The organism is Pseudomonas sp. AC211 (assembly GCF_979258055.1).
Map to the genome: position 1 here is coordinate 2043210 of NZ_OZ409830.1, position 15616 is coordinate 2058825.

Consider the following 15616-nt stretch of genomic DNA (forward strand, 5'->3'; position numbering starts at 1 on the left):
TTAGCCTTGCCTCGGAGTGTTGATGGCTTCGCTCCATTCATCATGCTCGCAGCGCTGACATGTGGCGTGCTCGCCGGCCTGCAGCTGCGTGGTGTTGCCGCACCAGATGCAGGCGTACAACGCGCTGCTCGGCACTTCCCGATATTGCTGGCGAAGCGGGCTGGGCAATACCGACAGGCCATAGCGCACCTGGTCGTCGGGCAGGAAATACAGGCTGACGTCGCCGTTCACTTCCATGATGCCGATGCGCACTTGGCCCAGGTGCTCGACGCCTTTCTGGCGCAGCTCCATAAAGAATTCGTCGGTGGAAATGTTCTTGCGGGCCAGCGCCGGCACGTCGCACACGCCGTTTTCAATGATCAGCGCCGGGCGGCCCTCCAACCAGTCACCGAACCGCGGCAAGCGCTCCATGGCGAAGGTGGTGACGCGGTAGAGCAGCAGCAACGTAGCGAACACCACAACGATGGGCAGCAACGGCACGTCGTCATAGAAGGTGACGTCGCCTGCGGCCGAACCGAGGGTGAGGATCACCACGAGTTCAAACAGGGACAGCTGCCCAACGCCACGGCGTCCCGAGATTTTCAAAAAGGTGAACACCACCAGATAAGCGAACAGCGTGCGCACCGTGACTTCGAGCAAAAACGGTACGGGCAGCTTGTCGATCAGCATCCGCTGCCAATCGAAAGCGGTCATGGCCAGAGGCCTTGGTGACGAGGGGACATGGGCGGTTTCCTACCTGACTGCGGGTAACAAAATAGACGCTGACCGGCGGTTTTAGGTTCGGTGTATTTGTGCGTCAGGGGCAGGTGAACGCCGGCTCGACGCGTAATGCCTGAAAAGCATGTTTTTTATGCTCTTTAGGTTTGAATGAATAAAAAGTCATGAAAATCAATGTGTTAAAAATTGTAATTCTTTTAGGTTATTACAAAATAGTTAAAAGTTACTTTTTGAGATAAGCCCTCTCCTCAATCATTGCGCCCAACACGTCGAACCGCTCTGCAACGGCCACTTGCCAGACAGCGCGGGCGCTGGGTCACCGCGCTGTTGACCGGCGACATACGCAATTGCGAGGAGTTTTAAATGGGCAATGTTCAACCAGCCGCATCAGCGCAGCGGCAATGGCAGGCGCCGGCCAGCGCCGATCTGGTCGACCTCGGTCACCGCCACCGCGAGCCGCTGGCCCAGAGCCGGCGGCATCACGTGGCGCCAGTCGGCGTATTGAGTCGGCGCGAAAAGCTGTTGCTGGCGGTGCTCGCGGTGGTCGCCCACGGTGGGCTGATTTACTGGCTCAACCAGCAGACCCCGCCGCCGCTGCCGGTAGTGCCGCCAGAAATTCCGCCCATGGAAATCGAATTCACCCGTCCGGCGCCGCCGGTGGTGGAACCGCCGCCGCCGCCACCGCCACCGCCCGTGGTTGAGCCGCCACCACCGCCACCGCCTGTGGTGGATGAGTTGGCTGCGAAGCCGGCGCCAAAACCGATTCCGAAACCCAAGCCGACACCGCCGCCCAAACCGGTACCGAAGCCGGCACCCAAGGCCGTGGAACCGCCGCCCCCAGCGCCGACACCAGCGCCCGTTGCGGCACCGGCGCCACCCGCGCCGCCGGCTCCGGCGCCGGTGACACCGCCATCGGCCAACGCGGCGTATTTGAAGAACCCGGCGCCGGAATACCCGTCGCTGGCCCAGCGTCGCGGTTGGGAAGGCACGGTGGTGTTGCGGGTGCATGTACTGGCCAGCGGCAGCCCGGCAGAGATTCAGATTCAAACCTCCAGCGGCCGCGAGCTGCTGGATAACGCAGCCGTACAGGCGGTCAAGCGCTGGTCGTTTGTGCCGTCCAAGCAAGGCGATGTGGCGCGGGACGGTTGGGTCAGCGTGCCGATCGGCTTCAAGTTGCACTGACAGCGACCACGCATTAGCGAATTTATAGGAGAGAGTTGAATCATGAGCGTATTGGCCACATCCCCCCTCGAGTCGATTGAAAGCGCGGTCATCTGGCTGCTGGTCGGTTTCTCTGTTGTGACCTGGGGCCTGGCCCTGCTGAAGGCCCTGCAATTCGGGCGTCTCAAGCGCCAGGACCGCAAATTTCAGAAGCTGTTCTGGGGCGCCTCCAGCCTCGATGGTGCGGCGGAACTGGTGAACTCCCAGCCCGGCGCCGTCTCCCGTGTTGCCCAAGCCGGCTTTGGCGCGATTCAGGTGCAAGAGCACGCCCAGGACCTTAGCCAGGCGATCAATCACCAAGACCGCCTCGAGCGCGCCCTGCGTCAGCAAATTCAACGGGAGCGTCGTTCGTTGGAATCGGGCTTAGCGGTGGTCGCATCCATCGGCAGCACGTCGCCCTTTATCGGTCTGTTCGGCACCGTATGGGGAATCATGGAAGCGCTCAAAGGCATCAGCCTGGCCGGCTCGGCCAGCCTGGAAACCGTGGCCGGCCCGATTGGGGCTGCGCTGGTGGCCACCGGTGTGGGCATCGCCGTCGCCGTGCCGGCGGTGCTGGTTTACAACTACTTCCTGCGCCGCCTGAAGCTCAACTCGGCTGACCTGGACGACTTCGCCCACGACTTCTACAGCCTGGCGCAGAAATCAGCCTTCAAACTCATCCAACTGCCTGGCGGTAAAGCCGCACCGCAGAAAGTGAAGGAGGCTTCGTAATGGCGTTCTCCACTCAAGACAGCGATGAAGTGCTCAGCGAAATCAACGTAACGCCGCTGGTGGATGTGATGTTGGTTCTGCTGGTGGTGTTTATCGTCACGGCGCCGCTGCTGACCAATGCCATCCCGATCAACTTGCCGAAGACCGAAGCCGTGGCGCCGGTTGAGCAGAAAGACCCGCTGGTGGTCAGCATCGACGGCGCCGGCAAAGTGTTCCTTAACAAGGACGAGATTCAGGCCGACTTGCTGCAAACCAGCCTGGAAACCGCCAAGGCCAAAGATGCCGAATTGCGGGTGCAGTTGCAGGCCGACGAGAAGGTCGACTACGGCCAGGTGGCCAAGGCCATGGCGTCGATCGAACGGGCTGGGATTACCAAGCTGTCGGTGATTACTGCGCGTTAACGACCTCCCGATTTTGGTCGCCCTGCTTCAGGCAGGGGCAGGGCGGCCGCTTTTGTTTGTTCCCGGACACGGTGAAACCGCTGCGCTCGCTACGTTTCATCGCGCCCGGACCATAAAGAACGCGTTTTGGCAGGGGAAACCTGATGACTTCCACGCTCTATATCTCGCCGGGCGCTTGCTCGTTCGCCGCTCACGTGGTCGTGCATGAGCTGGAGTTGCCGATTCAGGTAGAGCGCGTTGCGTTGCGTACGGCGGGCTCGCCGATTCACCAAATCAACCCTTTGGGCCGCGTGCCGGTGTTGCAGTTGGACGATGGCCGCCGCATTACCGAGAACAGCGCGATTTTGCCGTATCTCGCGGACCTCAAACCGGGCACTTCGCTGTTCGCGCCGGCGGGCAGCGTGGAGCGCGCGCAGATTCAGAGTTGGATGGGTTACCTGGCCGCCGAGGTGCACGCCGCCTCGTTTCGCCCGCTGAACCGGCCGGAGCGCTACAGCGCCGATGAAAGCGCCCACCCGGGCATTCGTGCGCAGGCGCTGGAGCAGTTGTACAAGGCGTTTGCGCACATCGACCAACACCTGCAAGCCCAGCCTTTCTTGGGCGGCGAGCAGGTACAGCATTGCCGATGCTTACCTGGGCGTGTTCGCTGGCTGGGCAGGGCGCGTGGGCGGGCGCTTGGATGAGTTGAAGGCGTTGGCGCGCTTTCGTGAGCACTTCAACGCGCGGCCGGCGGTCCAGCGCGCGTTGGTGGCTGAGGGCTTTTAGGCCTCAGCCGTTTTCCTCTTCGTAGCGGTCCAGCGTGTCGCTGGTGATGATGCGGCCCAGTTCGATCAACTCGGGCGCTTTGTAGAACTCGAAAAAGCGGCAGGCGCGGCGCGGTACGTTGACCAGAATGTCGGGCGGGTAGCCCGCGATCTTGTATTGCGCGAGTGAGGTTTGCATCACCTCGAAGCTCTGGTTGACCAACTCCAGCAGTGACGCAGGGCTGCCCGTTTCCGCAACCCGTGAACCGGTGGCCGAGTTTGGCGTCGGGCTTTCGTCCGGGCGCGGCGAGGGCGCGGCGGCCGGTGGGTCGAGCCAGGGGTTGGGCTCGGCGCTGGCGGCGGCTTCGAGTAACGCCGCTTCTTCGGCGGGGCCGGCCAGTTTGCGGCGAAACGGAATGCGTGAACCAATGCTGTCCATCAAGCCGTCGAGCTTGCCTTTGAATGCGGCGGGGCGCTCGATGACCGGCAGTTGGTAATGGCGCTGGCCGTTGGCGTTGAGGTTCACGGCCACAATCAAATCGCAATGACTGGCCACCACCGGCACGATGGGCAACGGGTTGAGCAGGCTGCCGTCTACCAACATGCGCTTGCCCTGGATCACCGGGGTAAACAGGCTGGGAATAGCGGCCGAGGCGCGCATGGCCTGGTGCAGGTTGCCTTGCTGAAACCAGATTTCCTGCTGGAAGGTGAGGTCGGTGGCGACGGCGGTGTAGGGGATGCGCAGGTCTTCGATATTGATCTCGCCAACCATTTCGCGAATGCGCCCGAAGACTTTTTCGCCGCGAATGGCGCCGAGCCGGAAGCTGACGTCGAGCAGACGCAGCACGTCGATGTAGTCGAGGCTTTCAATCCACTCGCGGTATTCCGGCAGCCTGCCGGCGGCATAGATGCCGCCGACCACCGCGCCCATGGAGCAGCCGGCGATGCAGGCGATGTCATAACCGCGCCGCTCCAGTTCCTCGATAGCGCCAATGTGCGCATACCCCCGTGCGCCCCCCGCACCCAACACCAGCGCCACGCGTTTACTCATCACCCGCTCCTGATTACTATCGCCGACCGCTTGGCACGGCATTTTGCGACCATACGCGCGCCGGCTTGCGCCGCCAAGGCGTAGGCGATCGCCGCTTCGCTTGATCGCACTTTTTCGCGGCGCTGGCGTCTGATCAACACACGTGCTTAATGACGTTTAACCTGCTGTTTCTCTTATTTGGAGCAATGTTATGAAAGCCTGGATCTGCTTACCCCTGATGGTGCTGGCGTTGTCCGGTTGCGCCGCCAAAACTGCCTACCGCGACAGCTGCGCCGCGCAGTCGGACGCCGCCTGGCGCGAGCTTGATCTGGCCAAGGCCGAAGGCTTTGCCGGCACCGTCAGCTACTCCAAAGCGCTGTCGCTGCTGACCGGCGCCAAGACCTCGCAACAATTCGAGGGCTACGAAAGCTGCACCAAGAACGCCAAGAAAGCGCGCTTCTACATCAGCGAATCCCGCGCGGGGCGTTGATCTCGGTTGAGTTGTAGGTTTGTTGGGCTTCGCCTTCGGCTCAACCCAACAAGGCGTCCCGCAATCCAGGTCGTAGGTTGGGCTGAGCCATCGGCGAAGCCCAACACGCCACTTCTGTAATCCAGCACAGCAATACAATCTCTTCCCATCTGCATCTCTCACTATCAGCTCATACGAATCTGACAGTGAGCGCCCCATGGCCAATCCCGTTTCCCGCAGCGCTTTCACCGCCAGTGATTGGGGCTTGCTGTGGCTACGCGTTACCGGCTCTGCCTTGCTGCTGCATGTGCACGGCTTGCCAAAACTCCTGCACTTTCAAGAACAACTCAGCCTGATCGAAGACCCCTGGCACCTGGGCGCGACCTTCACGCTGAGTCTGGCGATTTTCGCCGAAGTGCTGTGCCCGCTGCCGATTCTGCTCGGCGTGCTCACCCGTCTTTCTTGCTTGCCCATTCTCGCCGTGCTGCTGGTGGCGCTGGTGGCCGTGCACCCGGAATGGAGCGTGGCCGACGGCCAGTTCGCCTGGTTGCTGCTGATAATTTTCAGCACGGTGTTTATCGCTGGCCCAGGGCGCATTGCCTTGTCGCAACGCCTGCCCGGTAAGGCGCGGGCGCTGGTCTATCTTCAGTGACGGCTCGGTTTCTTACGTTCAAACAGGAGGCGTCAGCCCATGAGTAGTGTGGAAGTATTCGAAGAGGTGGCGACCTTGCTGGTCCGTCACCGCGTCAAAGCTGGCCAAGACGCCGCCTATGAAGCGTGGCTGCGCCGCATCATCAGTACCGCGCGCGAGTACGCCGGGCACTTGGGCATCGACGTGATGCGCGGCCACAGCCAGGGCCTGACGCAGTTCACCTGCGTGCTGCGTTTCACCAGCACCGAGCTGCTGCAAACCTGGCTCGACTCCGACGACCGCCGCCGCTTGGTGGCCGAAGTGGAACCGCTGCTGGCCGACGGCGATAAAACCGAAGTGAATGCCGACCGCGAATTCTGGTTTACCCCCGCTGAAATCGGCACCGCCAAACCGCCCGCGCGCTGGAAACAGGCGTGCGTCACCTTTCTGGTGATTCTGCCGCTGAGCATGGGCGTGCCGCTGTTGTGGAAGCCGGTGTTCGCCAAACTGCCGTTTTTGTCTGGCTACCTGGCCAGCAGTGTGGTGATCACGCTGAGCATCGTCCTGCTTGTGGTGTACGTGTTTATGCCGCGAGTGACACGCCTATTTGCGCGCTGGCTTAACGCCTAGCGCTGCTTTGTGAAAGGAGAGTAATCCTCATGGCTGATGAAACCCCCTCCAAAGGCCCCCGGGCGCCGCCAATTTCTGGCAGCCAGTTCAGTGCTTGGCGCTGCTGGCGCGCTGTGGTCTGCCTTGCCTTTTTCCGCTTACGCCACCTCATCAGGAGCTGCGATGAACGCCGATCTAATTCTCTTCAATGGCCGGTTGCACACGGTTGACCGAGAAAAAACCGACCGCCACGGCCGTCGCCATCAAAGACGGCAAGTTCATTGCCGTGGGCAACGACGGCGAAGCCATGGCCTTTCGCGGCGGCTCGACCCGCGTGGTCGACCTGCAAAAGCGCACGGTCATTCCGGGCCTCAACGACTCGCACCTGCACTTGATCCGCGGCGGCCTCAACTACAACCTGGAGCTTCGCTGGGAAGGCGTGCCGTCGTTGTTCGATGCCTTGCGCCTGCTCAAAGACCAGGCCGACCGCACGCCCGCCCCGCAATGGGTACGCGTAGTGGGTGGCTGGAACGAATTCCAGTTTGCCGAAAAGCGCTTGCCAACCATTGAAGAGTTGAACAAAGCCGCGCCCGACACCCCGGTGTTTGTGCTGCACCTGTACGACCGCGCCTTGCTCAACCGCGCCGCGCTCAAGGTGGTGGGCTACACCCGCGACACGCCGAACCCACCGGGCGGCGAAATTGTGAAAGACGCCAATGGCGAGCCCACCGGCATGTTGGTGGCGCGCCCGAACGCCATGATTCTGTACTCCACGCTGGCCAAAGGGCCGAAGCTGCCGCTGGAATACCAGGTGAACTCCACGCGTCAATTTATGCGCGAGCTGAACCGACTGGGCGTTACCAGCGCCATCGATGCCGGTGGTGGCTACCAGAACTACCCGGACGACTACCAGGTTATCCGCGAGCTGGCCGCCAACGACCAACTCACCGTGCGCATCGCCTACAACCTGTTTACCCAGAAGCCCAAAGAAGAACTGGTGGACTTCAAAAACTGGACGCAAATCGTCAAGCCCGGCGATGGCAATGACTTCTTCCGCCACAACGGCGCCGGCGAAATGCTGGTGTTCTCGGCCGCCGACTTCGAAGACTTCCTCGAACCGCGCCCGGATCTGCCGCAAACCATGGAAGAAGAACTGGAACCGGTGGTGCGTCACCTGGTAGAGCAGCGCTGGCCGTTCCGCCTGCACGCCACCTACGACGAATCGATCTCGCGCATGCTCGATGTGTTCGAGAAAGTGAACCGCGACATTCCGTTCAACGGCCTGCACTGGTTCTTCGACCACTGCGAAACCATCACGCCGAAAAACATCGAACGTGTACGGGCGCTGGGCGGCGGTATCGCCGTGCAGGACCGCATGGCGTTCCAGGGCGAATATTTCGTCGACCGCTACGGCAAAAAAGCCGCCGGAGCCACGCCGCCGATCAAACGCATGCTCGCCGAAGGCGTGCCGGTGGGCGGCGGTACGGACGCCACGCGGGTGTCGAGCTACAACCCGTGGACCTCGCTGTACTGGATGGTCAGCGGCAAAACCGTCGGCGGCATGGAGCTGTACCCCGAAGGCTTGCCGCGCGAAACCGCACTGCAACTGTTCACCCACGGCAGCGCCTGGTTCTCGACGGAGCAGGGTAAGAAGGGCCAGATCAAAGTGGGCCAGTTGGCAGATTTGGTCGCGTTGTCGGCGGACTTCTTCAGCGTCGATGAAGAAGCCATCAAGTGGATTGAATCGGTACTCACCGTGGTGGACGGCAAGATCGTTTACGGCACCGATGAGTTCGACAAGCTCGCACCGCCTGCGCTGCCGGTGACCCCGGACTGGTCGCCGGTGGTGAAAGTGCCCGGCCACTGGCGTCAGCAAACTGCACTGGCCGCGGCCGTGCACCAGTGCTCCGGCCCGTGCGGCGTGCATTCCCATAGCCATGAAAAAGCCCGTCTTTCCTCGGCACCGGTGAGCGATCACCAGGGCTTCTGGGGCGCGTTCGGCTGTTCCTGCTTCGCCTTCTGAATTCGTTATCCAACCCATCAGGCCCGGTGCGGGCCTGATTATTTCGAGGAAATATCATGAGCAAGAAATACAACCGCTTGGACAAAGACAACGCCGTGGTGCTGCTGGTTGACCACCAGGCCGGCCTGATCTCCCTGGTGCGCGACTTCACCCCGGACGAGTTCAAAAACAACGTACTGGCCCTGGCCGACATCGCCGCGTTCTTCAAGCTGCCGACCATCCTCACCACCAGCTTTGAAAACGGCCCGAACGGCCCGATGGTTCCCGAACTGAAAGCCAAGTTCCCGGACGCCCCGTACATTGCCCGTCCTGGCCAGATCAATGCCTGGGATAACCCGGACTTCGTGGCCGCCGTTAAAGCCACCGGCCGCAAGCAAATTATCATCGCTGGCGTTGTGACCGACGTGTGCGTGGCGTTCCCGACCTTGTCGGCGATTGAAGAAGGCTTCGACGTGTTCGTGGTGACCGACGCTTCCGGCACCTTTAATCCGCTGGTTCGCGAGTCGGCGCTGAACCGTATGGTGGAAGCGGGCGCGCAATTGATGAACTGGTTTGCCGTAGGTTGCGAGCTGCAACGCGACTGGCGCAACGACATCGAAGGCTTCGGCGCCATCCTCGGCGGCCACCTGCCGGCGTATGCCAACCTGATGCAGAGCTATAGCCAGAAAGCGCAGTAATTTTTCGGCTGGACGTGTAAGACCCCAATCGAGGCTGAAGCCTCTCCTACAAGTGGTACATCGCTTGTGGGAAAGGCTTCAGCCTCGATTTTCTTTAGGACGACAATTTGATTTTCTCGCACTTCAACGCTGTGGTCCGACCAACCATTCTGGATCCAGAATCTCGACGTTTACGACGCCTCTCGACGTCGCACCGATGCTAACTCACTGCCCCCCATGGCGCCGGTGCGCCGATCAACCGTCCCATGGCGCCTTTGATGCCCAACTCTTTCAACGCGGTGAGTTCACCTTGGGTTTCGACCATTTCGGCAATTAACGGCAAGTCGATGCTGTTGGTGGCGCGGAACATGGCTTCGATAAACATGCGTTTGTCGCTTTCCTCGTCGATGGCGCGGATGTAGGTGCCGTCCACTTTCAGGTACGCAAGGCCCAGGTGGGTGAGGTTGCCGATGAGGCTGAAGCGGCCGCCGAAATGTTGCAGGCCCAGGTTGAACCCGGCCAGGTGAACGGCCTGGCTGAGGCGTTCCAGTTCGGCAGGCGGCGGCAAGTGGCGTTCGTCTACCTCAAGGGTCATCAGGGTGGCGTGCTGGGGGTTTTCCCGGAGCAGCGTGATCAGCTGCGCCTGGGCGTCGGCTTCGCGCAAGGTGGCGGCCGACAGGCTCAGGGCGATGGGTTGCTGATGCGCGGCGAGGTGGGCGAGGGCGTGTTTGAGCATCGCCAGGTCGAAGCGGGCGGTCCAACCCAGGCGCTCAATCCAGGGCAGGAAACGGCCGGCAGCGATGGCCTCGCCTTGCGGGTCGATCAGGCGCGCCAGCACTTTGTGGTGCAGCACGCGTTGGGTGTCGGCGCAGTCCACCACCGGTTGGAAGTACAGCTCCAGCTTGCCTTTGTTGAGCGCTTCGTCGATCCAGCCGCGCCAGTCGTTGAGGCTCTGGCTCGGAGCGGCGTTGAAGTCGTCGAGGCGGTCCCAGAACTTGGCGGCGTTGCTCTGCGCCTGGGCCAGCGCTTGATCGCCACGGCTGATCACCGCCGTTACGTCTTCGCCGGGGCGGAAGGCGGCAATACCCAGATGCGCCACGGGCGTGCAGTCACTGGCGCCGGTTTGGCGCAGGCTTTCCAGGCTGTCGATCAGTTGCAGGGCGAGGCGGTCGGCGTCGTCGCCGGCCAGCCCTGGGGCCAATAAGGTGAACTCACCGCCACGGCTGCGCGAGGCCAGCCAGTCGCTGCGGTCGGGGTGTTCGAGCGAGCGTTTCAGCAGCTCGCCAATGGCGGCGATCAGGGCGTCGGTGCGTTGCCCGCCGAGGCGCTGGTTGAGGCCGCCAAGGTCGTTGACCCGCAGCATGATCAGGTAGCCCTCGGCGTGCTGTTCGTGGGCGCTGAGTTGGTTGGCCAGGTTGATGTCGAACAGGCGGCGGTTGGCCAGGCCGGTGAGGGTGTCCTGGTAGGCTTCTTCGCGGAGTTTTTCACTGCGCGCGGCTTCTTCGGCGAACAGGTTTTTCAGTTTCTCGACCATCTGGTTCATGGCCAGCACCACGCGCTTGAGCTCGGGTGTGCGCGGAACGCGGGGCAGGGTGAAGAACTCGCGACGGCTGATGGCGTGGGCCTGTTGCACCATGTTGTCGAGCGGTTTGAGCTGGGTACGCAGCAGCCAGCCGCCGAGAATCGAGCTGACCAAGCCGCAGAGCAATAACCAGGCGGCGCTGCCCAAGGCGCTGTCCCACAGACGCGACAGGGCGAATTGCGGATGGCTGAGCACTTCGACGCGGGCGGCCTGATCCCAGCCGCGCATGATCATGGCGTCGCCGCCTTCGGGTTCAAGGTCGATCAGTTTGACGAACCAGGCCGGCACGTTTTCCGAGGTCGTGGTGGTGCGGCGTTCAACCATGGTTTCGCCGTTGTCGACGCGCACCACGCGGATGGTGGCGTAGTAGCCGCTGTCGAACACCGAGCTGACCATCAACTCGATCATGGCCGGGTCGTCGACATGCGGGGTCATGGACAGCGCCAGTGCAGTGGCGGCGTCTTGCGCGTGGGAACGCAACTGGCTGAGCAATTGCTCGCGCGAGCTTTCCACACTGGTGATGAAACTGCCGGTGAAGGCCACTACCAGAAACAGGCAAATGGCGAGAAACAACTGCTTGAGTAACGACATAAGGTTCTCCTAACCCTCACCAACGGCAAAGCCTTCGGCATTCATTTTTTCAATATGTCCTGCCAGCGCGAAAGCTTTTTTGCTGTCACCGCGTTTGCCGGAGGAGCCCGGCAGGTACAAACCTTCGGCATTGAAGGAATACACCGGGAGTAAATCTTTACGTTGCGAGGCGGGGCGAATATCGCCGATCAAGTTGTCCAGTACCAGCGGCTGGGCGGTGGGGCTGGAGTAGTAGGTGAGCACCATGTGGGCCTGGTTGTAGTTCAAGGCTTTGACGTAGGTGATGCGCAGCTTTTCGCTGGGAATGCCCAGGCGCCGCAGGGTGAAGTATTTGGCGATGGAGTAGTCCTCGCAGTCGCCAGCGCCCTTGACCAGCGCTTCGAGCGGCGTGGCCCAGTAGTCTTCTTGGCGCCAGTTGCGCATGTCATCAACAAAGCGCAGCTCGCGGTTGAAGAACTTGTTCACCACAACGAGCTTTTCGCTTTCGGGCAAGCCCCCGCTTGAGCTGACCAGATCGCCCCAGGCGAGAATGCGGGCTTCGCTTCGCCGAGATTGCCGTAGCGGGTTTCGGCGGTTTTGACGATGACGGCGAAATCCCAATCGGCAAATACACTGGCAACGCCCACCAGCAACGCCAGCAACAAAGACGCACAGACGCGTGCCGAAAACAGGCGTCTGTGTCGTCCTTGAAAGCGCTGCCGAAGCTGCATGTCGCGTCTCCGCCGATGGTGGGGTGATTCTAGGCAGTTGCAGGGGAATTTGCTGTATGGGCTACGGGAATTTTCTACGGCGTCGCTGCGCTTGTATCCGAGCGGCTACGGGCGCTTGAGGGTTTTCTGCCTGAGGATATAAATCGTCACGCACACCGCGCTGGTCAACATAAACGTGCGCGCCCAGAACATCGGCACCAAGTAGCAGGAAAAGCCGATGCTCAGCCACATCAAACCGATGGCGTATACCTTGCCTTTGAGCGGTATGCCGTTGCCGTCTAGGTAGTCGCGAATCCATGGGCCGAGCTTGGGATGGTCTACCAGCCAGTGGTAGAAGCGCTCGGAACTGCGGGCAAAGCAGGCGGCCGCCAGCAGCAGAAACGGTGTGGTGGGCAGTACGGGAAGAAAAACCCCGATAACCCCAAGCACCACGCTCAGCCAACCAATGGTCAGCAGGGCGTAGCGAATGGCGGGGTTACGGTTTTCGTGGACTTGGCGCGTCATCCACGGTCCTTATCGTGCGGTGACGAATTAGTGGTGACGAGGCTTGAGCAGCGCAGGTTTTTCGTCAGGCGCCTGACAGATCAGGAACAGCGCGGTGAGCGCTTCGGGAATTTGCTCGACCATGTCGTCCATCAGGTCGGCGTCTTTGGCGATGTCGGCGAACTCGGCTTCTTCATCGAACAAACCGGAACCCACCATGATCGGCAGCAGCAGTTCGCTGACTTCTTCTTCGGCGGTTTCAAACCAGGCGGCTTCGCGCATAAATACGCCTTCCATAAAGCCGATGCACCAGCCACGAATATCGGAATCGTCCGGCTCTTCGCCCAGATCCAGATCACACGGCAGTTCGAGGTCATCGTCGGCGGCGAGCATGCGGCCGATGTGCGCTTTGAGTTGGATGAGGGTGGCTTCGATTTCGTCGCGCTCGGCGTCGTCACGGTAGTGCGGCGGCTCGGAGAACAGGGCGTCGATCCACTCGCGCTCCGATACTTGCTCGGTGCAGATCGACAGTGCGGTGAGGAAGCCGTGAGCGGCTACATAGTCCAGGGCTTCTTCATGCAACTCATCGGCGTCGAGGAAGGCTTGCAGGCGGGTCAATTGCGCGGCGAAGGACATTACGGCACTACCTAATGGGACTGAATGCGCAAGATTTTAGCCTGTATAGCGCCGCTGGCGCGGCGCTCTTGGCAGATTTTTTCGCCGCTGCCGCTTGCTGGCAGGATTTTTCGACGGGCAATCACCGATAGGCGTCGTCCCTTGCCTGGGGGTGCTGACGTATACTGCGGCGCTTTTCCGCCTGCACCTTTTGCAACGCTTGGGGTTTTTATGCTCGAACCGGCTCTGCGCATCCTTAAAGACGTTTTTGGCTACGACAGTTTTCGTGGGCGTCAGGGTGCAATCATCGAGCGCGTGGCCAACGGCGGCGACGCCTTGGTATTGATGCCAACCGGCGGCGGTAAATCCCTGTGTTTCCAGGCGCCGGCGCTGTTGCGGCCCGGTTTGGCGGTAGTGGTTTCGCCGCTGATTGCCTTGATGGAAGACCAGGTGGCCACGCTGGACGAGCTGGGCGTGGCAGCCGTGGCGCTGAACTCGACCCTGAGCGCTGCCGAGCAACGGCAGATCGCCGACCGCATTCGCCGCAATGAAATCAAGCTGCTCTATGTAGCGCCCGAGCGCCTGGTGCAGCCGCGCATGCTCGAGTTTTTGCAGGACTTGGACATCGCCCTGTTCGCCATCGACGAAGCGCATTGCGTGTCGCAATGGGGTCACGATTTCCGTCCCGAATATTTGCAACTGGGCCAACTGGCCGAGCTGTTTCCCCATGTTCCGCGCATCGCCCTGACCGCCACGGCGGACATGCGCACCCGCGAAGAAATCGTTACGCGCTTGCACTTGCAAGACGCCGAGCGGTTTCTGTCGAGCTTCGACCGACCCAATATTTTCTATCGCATCGTGCCCAAAGAGCAGCCGCGCAAGCAGCTACTGGCGTTTCTTAAAGAGCGCAAGGGCGACGCCGGCATCGTGTACTGCATGTCGCGCAAAAAGGTCGAAGAAGTCGCGGCCTTTCTGAGTAAGGAAGGTTTCGCCGCGTTGCCGTATCACGCCGGTTTGCCCCACGAACTGCGCGCCACTCACCAGAAGCGTTTCCTCAATGAGGAAGGCTTGATCATGGTCGCGACCATCGCCTTCGGTATGGGCATCGACAAGCCCAACGTGCGCTTCGTGGCCCACCTGGATTTGCCCAAGTCGCTGGAAGCCTATTACCAGGAAACCGGCCGCGCCGGCCGCGATGGCTTGCCCGCCGACGCCTGGATGGCCTACGGGCTGCAAGACGTGCTGCTGCTTAAACAGATGCTGCAAAGCTCTGAAGGCGATGAACGCCACAAGCGCCTGGAGCAGCACAAGCTCGACGCCATGTTGGCCCTGTGCGAGCAGATTCGCTGCCGCCGCCAGGCGTTGCTGGCGTACTTCGACGAAGAAATGCCCAACCCCTGCGGCCATTGCGATAACTGCGTCGACAACGTGCAAACCTGGGATGCCACCGAGCCGGCCCGCCAGGCGCTGTCAGCGATCTTTCGCAGCGGCCAGCGCTATGGCGTCGGCCATTTGGTCGATGTTTTGTTGGGGCGCGACAACGACAAAGTGCGCAGCAGTGGCCATCAGCACTTATCCGTTTTCGGCATGGGCAAAGCCCTGAGCGAAGGCGAATGGCGTTCACTGTTTCGCCAGTTGGTGGCGCGCGGTTTGGCCGATGTGGATCTGGAAGGCTACGGCGGCCTGCGCCTGAGCGAAACCTGTCGGCCGCTGCTGCGCGGCGAGGTGACGCTGGAACTTCGTCGCGACCTGAAACCGCAGCTGGCGGCGAAATCCTCGTCGGGTGGCGGCAGCTCGGCCAGCCAACTCGTGCGCCCGGACGAGCGCGAGCAGTGGGAAGCCCTGCGCGCACTGCGGCGCAAACTGGCAGAAGAACACGCGGTGCCGCCGTACGTTATTTTCCCCGACTCGACGTTGCTGGAAATGCTGCGCAGCCAGCCCGGCTCGATGGCGGAAATGGCCGAGGTCAGCGGTGTTGGCGCGCGCAAACTGGAACGCTATGGTGCGGCATTCTTGGAAGTACTGAGCGGCGCTGCGGAAGTGGCGCCACCGGTGGTGGATATCCGTCACGAGTTGGTCAGCCTCGCCCGCGCCGGCATGACGCCGCAGCAAATTGCCGGGCAACTGAAATGCACCGAAAAGAACGTGTACAGCCTGTTGGCCGAAGCCATTGGCCGGCAGCAGTTGTCGCTGGAACAAGCCATGGATTTGCCGGCTGAGCTGCTGGGCGAAATTCAGGATGCGTTTCTCGATGCCGATGGTGAGTTGCCAGCGGTGGCCGCCATTGCCGAGCAGTTTGCCGGGCGCGTGCCGGAAGGCGTGCTGTACTGCGTCCGCGCGGCGTTGCAGGCAGAGTTCGAGGTGTAAAGTCGGCGCTCAGCTCCGTGTTCGGCGGGGCCGTTTTTATGGCGTCAGAAATTTTGC

General features: G+C 61.5%; 14 protein-coding genes and 2 pseudogenes. 10 read left to right on the top strand and 6 right to left on the bottom strand.

The features are described 5' to 3' along the window. The gene (locus ACZZZP_RS09820; protein ID WP_463536472.1) at positions 1 to 693 is read right to left on the bottom strand and encodes a DUF421 domain-containing protein; all 693 of its coding nucleotides are present in this window, start codon (positions 691 to 693) and stop codon (positions 1 to 3) included. A 387-nt stretch (positions 694 to 1080) separates the two neighbouring features. Here ACZZZP_RS09820 and ACZZZP_RS09825 point away from each other — a divergent pair, with 387 nt between their 5' ends. The 4 genes from ACZZZP_RS09825 (at position 1081) to ACZZZP_RS09840 (ending at position 3733) form a co-directional block, all read left to right on the top strand. Continuing rightward, positions 1081 to 1899, top strand: a complete 819-nt coding sequence (locus ACZZZP_RS09825; RefSeq protein ID WP_463382567.1) for an energy transducer TonB — start codon at positions 1081 to 1083, stop codon at positions 1897 to 1899. Positions 1900 to 1941: 42 nt separating this feature from the next. Then, on the top strand, positions 1942 to 2649 hold the full coding sequence (locus ACZZZP_RS09830; RefSeq protein ID WP_122451013.1) for a MotA/TolQ/ExbB proton channel family protein: 708 nt from the start codon (positions 1942 to 1944) through the stop codon (positions 2647 to 2649). Further along, a complete protein-coding gene (locus ACZZZP_RS09835; RefSeq protein WP_122451012.1) occupies positions 2649 to 3050 on the top strand; it encodes an ExbD/TolR family protein in 402 nt (133 codons plus the stop codon). The genes ACZZZP_RS09830 and ACZZZP_RS09835 overlap by 1 nt, the downstream gene beginning before the upstream one ends. Before the next feature lie 143 nt (positions 3051 to 3193). Beyond that, positions 3194 to 3733, top strand: coding sequence for a glutathione S-transferase N-terminal domain-containing protein (locus ACZZZP_RS09840; RefSeq protein ID WP_463536473.1), 540 nt, complete (start codon positions 3194 to 3196; stop codon positions 3731 to 3733). Between the two features lie 85 nt (positions 3734 to 3818). Here ACZZZP_RS09840 and ACZZZP_RS09845 read toward each other — a convergent pair whose 3' ends face one another. Continuing rightward, the gene (locus ACZZZP_RS09845) at positions 3819 to 4844 is read right to left on the bottom strand and encodes a patatin-like phospholipase family protein (RefSeq protein ID WP_122498391.1); all 1026 of its coding nucleotides are present in this window, start codon (positions 4842 to 4844) and stop codon (positions 3819 to 3821) included. Positions 4845 to 5034: 190 nt separating this feature from the next. On the opposite strand from ACZZZP_RS09845, the gene ACZZZP_RS09850 reads away from it, so the two are divergent. The 5 genes and pseudogenes from ACZZZP_RS09850 to ycaC all read left to right on the top strand — a co-directional run bounded on the left by ACZZZP_RS09850 (position 5035) and on the right by ycaC (position 9232). Next, positions 5035 to 5313, top strand: a complete 279-nt coding sequence (locus ACZZZP_RS09850) for a hypothetical protein (RefSeq protein WP_122451010.1) — start codon at positions 5035 to 5037, stop codon at positions 5311 to 5313. A 196-nt stretch (positions 5314 to 5509) separates the two neighbouring features. Beyond that, entirely contained in the window at positions 5510 to 5944 is a 435-nt protein-coding gene (locus ACZZZP_RS09855) for a DoxX family protein (protein WP_463382569.1), read from the top strand. 39 nt (positions 5945 to 5983) lie between these two features. Next, a complete protein-coding gene (locus ACZZZP_RS09860; protein WP_463382570.1) occupies positions 5984 to 6553 on the top strand; it encodes an antibiotic biosynthesis monooxygenase in 570 nt (189 codons plus the stop codon). 162 nt (positions 6554 to 6715) lie between these two features. After that, a pseudogene (locus tag ACZZZP_RS09865) lies at positions 6716 to 8555 on the top strand (amidohydrolase). Positions 8556 to 8611: 56 nt separating this feature from the next. Continuing rightward, entirely contained in the window at positions 8612 to 9232 is a 621-nt protein-coding gene (ycaC, locus tag ACZZZP_RS09870) for an isochorismate family cysteine hydrolase YcaC (RefSeq protein WP_122451006.1), read from the top strand. 199 nt (positions 9233 to 9431) lie between these two features. Here ycaC and lapD read toward each other — a convergent pair whose 3' ends face one another. From lapD to ACZZZP_RS09890, 4 genes and pseudogenes are all read right to left on the bottom strand, one after another. Continuing rightward, positions 9432 to 11384 (bottom strand): cyclic di-GMP receptor LapD, encoded by a 1953-nt coding sequence (gene lapD, locus ACZZZP_RS09875; protein WP_463382572.1) that lies wholly within the window; start codon positions 11382 to 11384, stop codon positions 9432 to 9434. A gap of 9 nt (positions 11385 to 11393) precedes the next feature. Next, positions 11394 to 12094 (bottom strand): annotated as a pseudogene (lapG, locus tag ACZZZP_RS09880) (cysteine protease LapG). 105 nt (positions 12095 to 12199) lie between these two features. Next, positions 12200 to 12598, bottom strand: coding sequence for a YbaN family protein (locus tag ACZZZP_RS09885; protein ID WP_122498403.1), 399 nt, complete (start codon positions 12596 to 12598; stop codon positions 12200 to 12202). A 27-nt stretch (positions 12599 to 12625) separates the two neighbouring features. Continuing rightward, complete coding sequence (locus tag ACZZZP_RS09890) at positions 12626 to 13213, bottom strand: UPF0149 family protein (protein WP_463382574.1); 588 nt, start codon at positions 13211 to 13213, stop codon at positions 12626 to 12628. A 210-nt stretch (positions 13214 to 13423) separates the two neighbouring features. On the opposite strand from ACZZZP_RS09890, the gene recQ reads away from it, so the two are divergent. Next, positions 13424 to 15559, top strand: a complete 2136-nt coding sequence (gene recQ / locus ACZZZP_RS09895; RefSeq protein WP_463536474.1) for a DNA helicase RecQ — start codon at positions 13424 to 13426, stop codon at positions 15557 to 15559. Positions 15560 to 15616: the final 57 nt, after the last annotated feature.

Bases quoted from the DNA above. Each gene is read 5' to 3' on its own strand.
- ACZZZP_RS09820 (WP_463536472.1), bottom strand. From the start codon at position 693: ATGACCGCTTTCGATTGGCAGCGGATGCTGATCGACAAGCTGCCCGTA.
- ACZZZP_RS09825 (WP_463382567.1), top strand. From the start codon at position 1,081: ATGGGCAATGTTCAACCAGCCGCATCAGCGCAGCGGCAATGGCAGGCG.
- ACZZZP_RS09830 (WP_122451013.1), top strand. From the start codon at position 1,942: ATGAGCGTATTGGCCACATCCCCCCTCGAGTCGATTGAAAGCGCGGTC.
- ACZZZP_RS09835 (WP_122451012.1), top strand. From the start codon at position 2,649: ATGGCGTTCTCCACTCAAGACAGCGATGAAGTGCTCAGCGAAATCAAC.
- ACZZZP_RS09840 (WP_463536473.1), top strand. From the start codon at position 3,194: ATGACTTCCACGCTCTATATCTCGCCGGGCGCTTGCTCGTTCGCCGCT.
- ACZZZP_RS09845 (WP_122498391.1), bottom strand. From the start codon at position 4,844: ATGAGTAAACGCGTGGCGCTGGTGTTGGGTGCGGGGGGCGCACGGGGG.
- ACZZZP_RS09850 (WP_122451010.1), top strand. From the start codon at position 5,035: ATGAAAGCCTGGATCTGCTTACCCCTGATGGTGCTGGCGTTGTCCGGT.
- ACZZZP_RS09855 (WP_463382569.1), top strand. From the start codon at position 5,510: ATGGCCAATCCCGTTTCCCGCAGCGCTTTCACCGCCAGTGATTGGGGC.
- ACZZZP_RS09860 (WP_463382570.1), top strand. From the start codon at position 5,984: ATGAGTAGTGTGGAAGTATTCGAAGAGGTGGCGACCTTGCTGGTCCGT.
- ycaC (WP_122451006.1), top strand. From the start codon at position 8,612: ATGAGCAAGAAATACAACCGCTTGGACAAAGACAACGCCGTGGTGCTG.
- lapD (WP_463382572.1), bottom strand. From the start codon at position 11,384: ATGTCGTTACTCAAGCAGTTGTTTCTCGCCATTTGCCTGTTTCTGGTA.
- ACZZZP_RS09885 (WP_122498403.1), bottom strand. From the start codon at position 12,598: ATGACGCGCCAAGTCCACGAAAACCGTAACCCCGCCATTCGCTACGCC.
- ACZZZP_RS09890 (WP_463382574.1), bottom strand. From the start codon at position 13,213: ATGTCCTTCGCCGCGCAATTGACCCGCCTGCAAGCCTTCCTCGACGCC.
- recQ (WP_463536474.1), top strand. From the start codon at position 13,424: ATGCTCGAACCGGCTCTGCGCATCCTTAAAGACGTTTTTGGCTACGAC.